The sequence below is a fragment of the Actinoplanes sp. NPDC051513 genome, assembly GCF_044454685.1.
Classification (GTDB): Bacteria; Actinomycetota; Actinomycetes; order Mycobacteriales; family Micromonosporaceae; genus Actinoplanes.
In genome coordinates this window covers 487665-494448 of sequence record NZ_JBITDW010000004.1, presented here as the reverse complement: position 1 = coordinate 494448, position 6784 = coordinate 487665, and the positions used below count along the sequence as shown (strand labels likewise).

The following is a 6784-nucleotide window of genomic DNA, read 5'->3' as shown; positions in this document are numbered from 1 at the left end:
ATAAACCCCCCGGCGGTGCCCGGGCGGTCCGCCCTCCCGCCCCCCCTCCCCCCCCCGCGGGCCCCCATCGCCCGCCCGCCGGGGGGGGGGGGGCGGCCCCGGGGGGGGGGGGGGTGGCCCCCCCCCCCCCCACCGCCGCGTTCCGCGGCCCGTCACAGCACCGAGGACGCCAGCCGATCGGGGTTGCCGAAGCGGTGCGCCGTGATGCTGATGGCCTGCTCGTGCAGGAACGGCAGCAGCTCGACCCGGCCGGCCTCGGTGACCGGGTGCGACCACACGGCCAGGTCGGGGGTGGACGGAATGACCGTGGAGCCGCCGATGAGGCGTACGCGTCCGGCGGTCAAGCCCGCCGCCCAGGTCTTGTCGCTCTCCACGCGGATCTCCGCGGGGATCGCGGCCGCGAGCGACTCGGGCAGCGGCGTACCGGTCGAGACGCGCAGCGGCGCGCCGGCCAGGATGCCGGCGGCGAGGATCCGCACCAGCGAGGCCACCGGCGCGCCCGCCGCCAGCCGCACCTCGACCGGCTGCGGCAGGTAGCGCAGCACGTTCCGCTCGGCCCACAGCCCCGAGACGTCGGACGCCTGGAAGTGATCGCGCCACGCCGACGCGTCGGCGGCGGCAGCGCGATCGATGACGGACATCTCTGATTCGGTCAGAACGGACCGGGCGGCGGCGAGCAGCGAGCGGACGGCCGTCGCCTCGACGGCGCCGGCCGGGGAGGCCACGGACGACTGCCAGCCGGTCAGGCCGACCAGGTAGTTGGGGCCACCGGCCTTGGTGCCGGGACCCACGGCCGAGCGCTTCCAGCCGCCGAAGGGCTGCCGCCGCACGATCGCGCCGGTGATGCCCCGGTTCACGTACAGGTTGCCGGCCTGCACCCGGTCGAGCCACTGCCGCACCTCGGCCGGGTCGAGCGAGTGCAGGCCCGAGGTGAGCCCGTAGTCGACGTCGTTGACCAGGTCGATCGCCTCGTCCAGGGTGCCGGCGGTCATCACGCCGAGGATCGGGCCGAAATACTCGGTGCGGTGGTAGGCCGAGCCGCGCCGCACGCCGTCGCGGATGCCGGGGGTCCACAGCCGGCCCTCGTCGTCGAGCCGGCGCGGCTCGAGCAGCCAGCTCTCGCCCTCGCCCAGCGACGTGAGCCCGGCGAGCAGCTTGCCCGCGGCGGGCTCGATGACCGGACCGACCTGCGTGCGGGCGTCCGCGGGGTAGCCGACGGTCAGCGAGGACGCGGCGTCGAGCAGCTGGTGGCGGAACCGCTCCGACCTGGCCACCGAGCCTACCAGCACGACCAGCGAGGCGGCCGAGCACTTCTGGCCGGCGTGCCCGAACGCCGACGCGACCACGTCCTTGACGGCCAGGTCGAGGTCGGCGCTGGGCGTCACGATGATGGCGTTCTTGCCGCTCGTCTCGGCGAGCAGCGGCAGGTCGGGCCGGAACGAGCGGAACAGCTCGGCCGTCTCGTACGCGCCGGTGAGGATGACCCGCTCGACCAGCGGGTGGCTGATCAGCTCGCGGCCGAGCGTCTGCTCGTCGACCTGCACCAGCGTGAGCAGCCGCGGGTCGGGCAGCACCGGGCGGATGATGTCGGCGAGCAGCGCGCCGCAGCGCTCGGCCGGCCCGGCCGGCTTGATCACCACCGGGGAGCCGGCGGCGAGGGCGGCGAGCACCGAACCGGCCGGGATGGCGACCGGGAAGTTCCACGGCGGGGTGACCAGGGTGAGCCGGGCCGGGACCGGGGTCGCGCCGTCGATCCGGTCGAGGCCGGCGGCGAGCTCGCCGTAGTAGTGGGCGAAGTCGGCGGCCTCGGAGATCTCGGGATCGGCCTGGTCGGCGGTCTTGCCGGTCTCGGCCGCCATCACCTCGATGAGCTCGGCACGGCGGGCCTCGATCGCCTCGCCGGCCCGGTGCAGGATCGCGCCGCGCTCGGCGCCGCTCAGCGAATGCCACGCTTCGGCGGCCGCCGCCGCGCCCGACAAAGCGGAATCCAGTTGTTCGAAGTTGTTGATCCGGGCCGCCTCGATCGAAGCCAGGCCGATCGCGGAAATCGGCGCTCGCGTGAGAACGTCGCGCACCCAGGCCCGGTTGGCGGAGACCGCCGGGTCGGTGTCGGGGGTGTTCTCGAAACGGCCGGGCCCGGGCGCCGGCACCGCCGCGAAACGGTCGATGACGCGGTTCGAGGCGGGCACCTCGGCGTCGAGGTCGCGCAGGGAGGCCAGGAAGCGCTCCTGCTCGCGGGCGAAAAGGCCGGCGTCGGCGTCGAGCTCGAACACGGCCGACATGAAGTTGTCCTGGCTCGCGCCCTCCTCGAGGCGCCGGATCAGGTACGCGATCGCGACATCGAACTGCTCCGGCCGTACGACCGGGGTGTAGAGCAGCAACCCGCCCACCTCGCGCCGGACCACCTCGGCCTGGCCTTCGGCCATGCCGAGAAGCATCTCGAACTCGATGCCCTCGCGCACGCCGCGGCGGCCCGCCAGCAGCCAGGCGTAGGCGATGTCGAAGAGGTTGTGGCCGGCGACGCCGAGCCGCACGTTGCCGATGTGGTCGGCACGGAGCGCGTAGTCGAGCACCCGCTTGTAGTTGGTGTCGGTGGCCTGCTTGCTCTCCCAGGTGGCCAGCGGCCAGCCGTGCACGGCCGACTCGACCCGCTCCATCGGCAGGTTGGCCCCCTTGACCAGGCGGACCTTGATGCCGGCGCCGCCGCGGGCGCGACGGCGGGCGGCCCACTCCTGCAAACGGATCATCGCGGCGAGCGCGTCCGGGAGGTACGCCTGGAGCACGATCCCCGCCTCGAGCCCGCGCAGGTCCGGCCGGTCGAGCAGGCGGGTGAAGACCGCGATCGTGAGGTCGAGGTCCTTGTACTCCTCCATGTCCAGGTTGACGAATTTGCCGCCCTTGTCGGCCGCGAGCCGGAAGAGCGGGGCAAGCCGCTCGACGATGTCGTCGACGGCCTCGTCGAAGGCCCACGGGTTGTGCGGTTCCACCGCCGCCGACACCTTGATCGACACATAGTCGACGTCGGGACGGGACAGCAGCCGCTCGGTCTCGCGCAGGCGGCGGGACGCCTCGCCGCGGCCGAGGACGGCCTCACCGAGCAAATTCACATTCAGGCGTACGTCCCGGCGCCTGATCCGGGAGATGGCCTTCCCGAGGCGCGCGTCGGTGGCGTCGACGACCAGGTGGCCGACCATGCGGCGGAGCACGCGGCGGGCGACCGGCACGACCACGCCCGGCATGACCGGCGCCAGCACACCACCGACGCGTACGGCCGCGCGCAGCGGCACGGGCAGGAAGCGGGGCACGTCGGGGGCCAGGCCGGCGAGCGCACGGGCGCTGACCTTGAGGTCCTCGGGACGCACGACGCCGTCGACGAAGCCGACGGCGAACGCCAGGCCCTTGGGGTCGCGCAGCAGGCCGGCGAGCTGCGCGGCCGAGCCGGTCACCTTCACGGCGGAGGCCTCGTGCAGCCAGCGGCGGACGAGAGCGACCGCCTCCTGGGCGAGGTCGGTGTCGGCGGGCATCGCGAGATCGGTCATGGCGCCAGTGTCCGTCCGTGTCTGGTTAAGGAAAAGCGATGGTTCTTGACGAGTACCGTTCACTTCTACTTACGTGTTGTCTCGGAGGTCGGGATCATGCTGGAAATCCGGCGATTGGTGCTGCTGCGCGAGCTGGCGATCCGGGGCACGATCGCGGCCGTGGCCGAGGCGCTCAACTTCTCCCCCTCGGCCGTGTCGCAGCAGCTCAGCCTCCTGGAGAAGGAGACCGGCATGACACTGCTGCGCAAGGCCGGGCGCCGCGTCCAGCTCACTCCGCAGGCCGAGGTGCTGGTCGAGTCGGCCGGCGAGGTGCTCGACACGGTCGAGCGGGCCGAGGCGCGGCTGCAGGCCTCGCTGAGCGTGGTGAGCGGCCGGGTGCGGGTCGCCGTGTTCCAGTCGGCGGCCCTCGCGCTGATGCCGGCCACGCTGCGTGCCATGGCCGCGCGCTATCCGGACGTGCGGGTCGAAATGGTCCAGCGGGAGCCGGAGGAGGCTCTCCGCGAGACCTGGGCCCGCGACTTCGACATGGTCATTGCCGAGCAGTACCCGGCGCACGCCGCCCCACACCATCCCGGCCTCGACCGGCGGGCCCTCACCGAGGACGCGATCCGCCTGGCCCTGCCCTCGGTCGGCGCCGCCCTGCACCCGGTGGCGTCGCTGCCGGAGGCGCGCGCCATGCCGTGGGTGATGGAGCCGCGCGGCGCCGCGTCCCGGCACTTCGCCGAGCAGATCTGCCGCGGCACCGGCTTCGAGCCCGACGTCCGGTACGAGACCGCCGACCTGCAGGCGCACATCCGGCTGGTCGAGTCGGGCAACGCGGTGGCGCTCATCCCCGACCTGGTCTGGGCCGGGCGCGAGACGTCCTGCCGGCTGCTCGACCTGCCGGGACTCCCCCGCCGCACGATCTTCACGGCCCAGCGGCTCGCCGGATCGGCCTCGCCGGCCGCACGGGCATTCCGGGACACATTGGAGGAAGCCGCCGCGTCTCGGGCTTAGTTCTTTTTCGCCTGGGGTACACGTCACATGCCCCGAACGACGGATGTCTGCTTGCCCATCCGGACGGTGGGTGTGGACCGTAGATACAGGTGACGATCAGTACGGCCCGTGGAAGGCCCTGGAAGAAAGGCAGCCGATGGCCGACTGGGTGCTCATACCCTGCCTGAAGGCGCTCTTCGCCGAGTTCGACCGCATCGCCCCGTCCCGCGACCACGCCTCGGACGGCTCGATCGGCGACTCCGCGCACCAGAGCACGGTCTCCGACCACAATCCCGATGAGACCGGAGCAGTGCCGATCCACGACGCCGACCACGTGAACGAGGTTCATGCGATCGACGTCGACAACAATCTGAGAGAGAGCGACCTGACCATGGAGAAGGTCGTGCAGTTCCTGCTCGGCCGCTGCCGGTCGGGCGCCGAGAAGCGGCTGCGCTACATCATCTACAACCGGCGCATCTGGTCGGCTAGCTCGGACTGGGTGCAGAAGACATACACCGGGGCGTCGCCGCACACCGAGCACGCGCACTTCTCCGCTTCGTACACATCATCCCTCGAGGCCTCGACGGCTTCCTGGCACCTGGAGGACATCCCCGTGGCACTGACCGCGGCCGACAAGGCCTGGATCACCAGCACCATCGCGGCACAGACCAAGGCAGCCATCGACTCGAAGCTCGGCGAGATCGCCAAGGAGGTCCTGAGCGACTACAAGCTCCCGGGAACGCAGACCGCGGATGCACCCAACTACCTGCGCAACCTCGCCGACGTCACCGCGGACGTCTGGGCGCTGAGCATGCGCGGGAACACCCGGGGCGGCGACCCCGTGCCGCCGAAGGGCGTCTACGGCCAGATCCTCGAGGACCTGGCCGAGATCCAGGCGAAGGTGGACGCGCTCAAACAGTGAGGCGCCGCTCCGGCGCTCGTCGTGGCGCGATGCCGCGGCGGGCGTCGGGGTAGACCTCGTCCAGCTTGGTCAGCCAGCGGATCTGCTCGCGCGGCGGCACACCGCAGCCGCGCAGGAAGCCCAGCAGCGTCTCCCGGCGCGGAACACCGCCGCCGGTGATCAAATTGTGCACGGTCGCGCGGGAGATAGGCGTCCCCGCGTCTTTGCTCCGCCGTGCCACACTGTCCAAGGAGCGGCGGCGCGCCAGCATCAAAGCCCGCAGCCGTCGTGCGAATTCGGTAGGCGTTGCGGCGCCGGCGGGATCAGGCGGAACCGCCACCAACGTCGTAGCTACGCTCATCGTTCTCACCCTCGTTTGCGATCAACCCATGTCGATCTTCTTGCTCCCCTCGTCATGGAACAAGTACGCAGGTGCGCGGAAGTTCACCCAAGAGTGACGGTCAAAGCTGACATTCCGGCCGCGGCGGTGAGGTCGATGCCGCTCCCGCCCTGGTTCCAGCCATAGGCGGTGAATTCCTTTCCGGCCGCGATCCCCCGATGGGTGGCCCCCGCGAGAGTGACCTGACCGGCACCGGACTGCACGAGAACACGCATCGGCGTCGCGCCGCGCAGGCGTACCCGGAACTGGTCGACGCCGCCGCTCATCCGCACCGGAATCAGCCCGGTCGGAGCCGGTAGCGACAGATCGATCCGGCTGGCGCCACCCTGCAGGTCGACGCCGTCCACCCGCGCGTTCGAGAGATCAATATCGGTCGTCGTGGCCCCGCCGTGCAGCCGCAGCGTCCACCGGACGCGGGTGTTGAGCACGATCTCGACGGATTTGGGCCCGCCGTTCAGGCCGGCCGGCAGGCGCAGTTTCAGCTCGCCGCCGCTGTCGGAAACCGTCGGCGTGACATCGCTGGAAATGCGATAGAGATCGTCGCCGAGATCGGCCGCCCGGACCCGCACGGCGCCCGCCCCATCGACAATTTCAAATGCCGCCGACGTACGGCCGTCGGTCGCCCCACTGCGCGCCGCCGCCTGATTCGATCCACCGTCGTGACCGGACGCCAGCAGAATGATTCCCACCATTCCGGCCAGGAACACGAAAAGCCCGCCCACGACGAGCAGCCGCCGGCGACTTCCCTCGGTGGACTTCGATTCCCCGGGGCTGTTCCACCCCGGCAGCGGGGGCGGCTCGTCGTCATCCTCGAACGGATCGCTGGGCGGCCCGTAGATGGGCGCGAACCCCGTCGGATCCGTGTTCTCATCGAGCACCGGCCACTCGGCGGTCGGCTCGTCGATCTCGTCCCCAGACATCGCACCCTCCCACAAGGTCCTCGCACCTCAGTACGGAAAAGATGCGCGC

General features: G+C 71.4%; 5 protein-coding genes. 2 read left to right on the top strand and 3 right to left on the bottom strand.

Going from position 1 to position 6784, the window contains the following annotated elements:
• Nucleotides 1-152: 152 nt before the first annotated feature.
• Complete coding sequence (locus ACIA5D_RS16755) at nucleotides 153-3539, bottom strand: bifunctional proline dehydrogenase/L-glutamate gamma-semialdehyde dehydrogenase (protein WP_396030815.1); 3387 nt, start codon at nucleotides 3537-3539, stop codon at nucleotides 153-155.
• A gap of 96 nt (nucleotides 3540-3635) precedes the next feature.
• Between ACIA5D_RS16755 and ACIA5D_RS16750 the strand changes: the two genes are divergently transcribed.
• Nucleotides 3636-4535 carry a LysR family transcriptional regulator gene (locus ACIA5D_RS16750; RefSeq protein WP_396030814.1) on the top strand — a complete coding sequence of 300 codons (900 nt, stop codon included), beginning with the start codon at nucleotides 3636-3638 and terminating at the stop codon, nucleotides 4533-4535.
• 136 nt (nucleotides 4536-4671) lie between these two features.
• Entirely contained in the window at nucleotides 4672-5436 is a 765-nt protein-coding gene (locus ACIA5D_RS16745) for a hypothetical protein (RefSeq protein ID WP_396030813.1), read from the top strand.
• On the opposite strand, the gene ACIA5D_RS16740 is transcribed toward ACIA5D_RS16745, so the two are convergent.
• Both ACIA5D_RS16740 and ACIA5D_RS16735 read right to left on the bottom strand, forming a co-directional pair.
• Complete coding sequence (locus ACIA5D_RS16740) at nucleotides 5426-5776, bottom strand: helix-turn-helix domain-containing protein (protein WP_396030812.1); 351 nt, start codon at nucleotides 5774-5776, stop codon at nucleotides 5426-5428. The two genes, ACIA5D_RS16745 and ACIA5D_RS16740, sit on opposite strands and share 11 nt — an antisense overlap.
• An 83-nt stretch (nucleotides 5777-5859) precedes the next feature.
• Entirely contained in the window at nucleotides 5860-6537 is a 678-nt protein-coding gene (locus tag ACIA5D_RS16735; RefSeq protein WP_396030811.1) for a hypothetical protein, read from the bottom strand.
• Nucleotides 6538-6784 lie beyond the last annotated feature (247 nt).

Coding starts and splice junctions, on each gene's coding strand:
- ACIA5D_RS16755 (WP_396030815.1), bottom strand. CDS start 3,539: ATGACCGATCTCGCGATGCCCGCCGACACCGACCTCGCCCAGGAGGCG.
- ACIA5D_RS16750 (WP_396030814.1), top strand. CDS start 3,636: ATGCTGGAAATCCGGCGATTGGTGCTGCTGCGCGAGCTGGCGATCCGG.
- ACIA5D_RS16745 (WP_396030813.1), top strand. CDS start 4,672: ATGGCCGACTGGGTGCTCATACCCTGCCTGAAGGCGCTCTTCGCCGAG.
- ACIA5D_RS16740 (WP_396030812.1), bottom strand. CDS start 5,776: ATGAGCGTAGCTACGACGTTGGTGGCGGTTCCGCCTGATCCCGCCGGC.